The 1,283-nt window shown below is 74.5% G+C and carries 1 protein-coding gene; it reads right to left on the minus strand.

Features of this window, described 5'->3' with window-relative positions; all coding sequences use genetic code 11:
• Positions 1 to 256 precede the first annotated feature (256 nt).
• A partial coding sequence (locus ESO86_RS17175; RefSeq protein ID WP_165308294.1) for a dihydrolipoamide acetyltransferase family protein occupies positions 257 to 1,283 on the minus strand: 1,027 nt, incomplete at its 5' end.

Below are 1,283 nucleotides of genomic sequence, written 5' to 3' on the forward strand. Positions count from 1 at the left end.
GCCGCCGACGCCCGGGCCCGCGCGGCCGAGACGAGCGCCCGCGAGTCCGACGCCTGGGCGGCGCAGATGGAGTCCGGACTGCGCGTCGCGGTCGCGAAGCTCGAGGCGGCCCGCATCGAGACCCGCGACGTCCAACGCGCCGCCGGCACTCCCGACGACTTCTTCTAGACCGGCTGGAGCCCGGAAACGGCGAAGGCGCATCCGCCAGGATGCGCCTTCGCCACGTCTCGGTCGGTTCCCGTTCGCGTCCCGCGCCTCAGAGATCGGCGAGCAGCGAGATCGGACGCTCGATGCAGCCCGCGACGAACGTGAGGAACGCGGCCGCCTCGGCGCCGTCGCACACCCGGTGGTCGAACGAGATCGTGAGCTCGGTCACCGTTCGCACGGCGATCGCGCCGTCGACCACCCACGGACGCTCGACCAGTCGTCCGATGCCGAGCATCGCGGCCTCGGGGTGGTTGATGATCGCGGCGGAGCCGTCGACGCCGAGCGTTCCGTAGTTGTTGAGCGTGAACGTGCCACCGGTGAGCGCGTCGGGCGGGAAGGCGCCCGTCGTCGCCTGGTCCGTGCGCGCCTGGATCGCGTCGCGCAGGTCGCGGAGCGACATCCGCTCGACGCCGTGCACGACGGGCACGAGGAGGCCCCGCGGGGTCTGCGCGGCGAGCCCGAGGTTGATCCCGGAGTGCAGGACGAGCTCGTTCCGATCGGCGTCGAAGCTGGCGTTCAACGACGGATGCCGCCGGAGCCCGGCGATCACGAACCGGGCGACGAGCGCGGTGATCCCGAACTTCTCGCCCGTCGCCGCGTTCAGCTGGCGCCGCGCGGCGAGGAGCTCGGTCGCGTCGACGTCCATCCAGACCGTGGCCTCGGGGATCTCGCGCCGAGAGCGGGTGAAGTGCGCGGCGGCGGCCCGCTGCATGCGGTCGAGCGGAACGCGCTGCTCGCCCGCGCGGGGCGCGGACGGCGTCGCGACGGCGTCGGGCAGGGACGGCATCGCGGTCGGCGTTCCGCGACCGGCTCGCGCCTCGTCGAGCTCGGTGATGAACGCCTCCACGTCCGCCCGCACCACGAGGCCGTCCGGTCCGGTGCCGAGCAGCTCGCTGGCGTCGAAGCCGTGCTCGCGGGCGAGCCGACGGACGATGGGGGAGATGACGGGGGAGTGTCGGCCGTGCTCGAGCGTGTGCGCGGCGTGCGCCTCGGCGAGGGCGGCCTCGGCGATATCCTCCGGCGCGCCGGCGGACGGGGAGCCGGCCGCGCCGGCGGAGCCAGCGTCGGGCGCGGCG

Source organism: Agromyces binzhouensis, from assembly GCF_004135055.1.
Classification (GTDB): Bacteria; Actinomycetota; Actinomycetes; order Actinomycetales; family Microbacteriaceae; genus Agromyces; species Agromyces binzhouensis.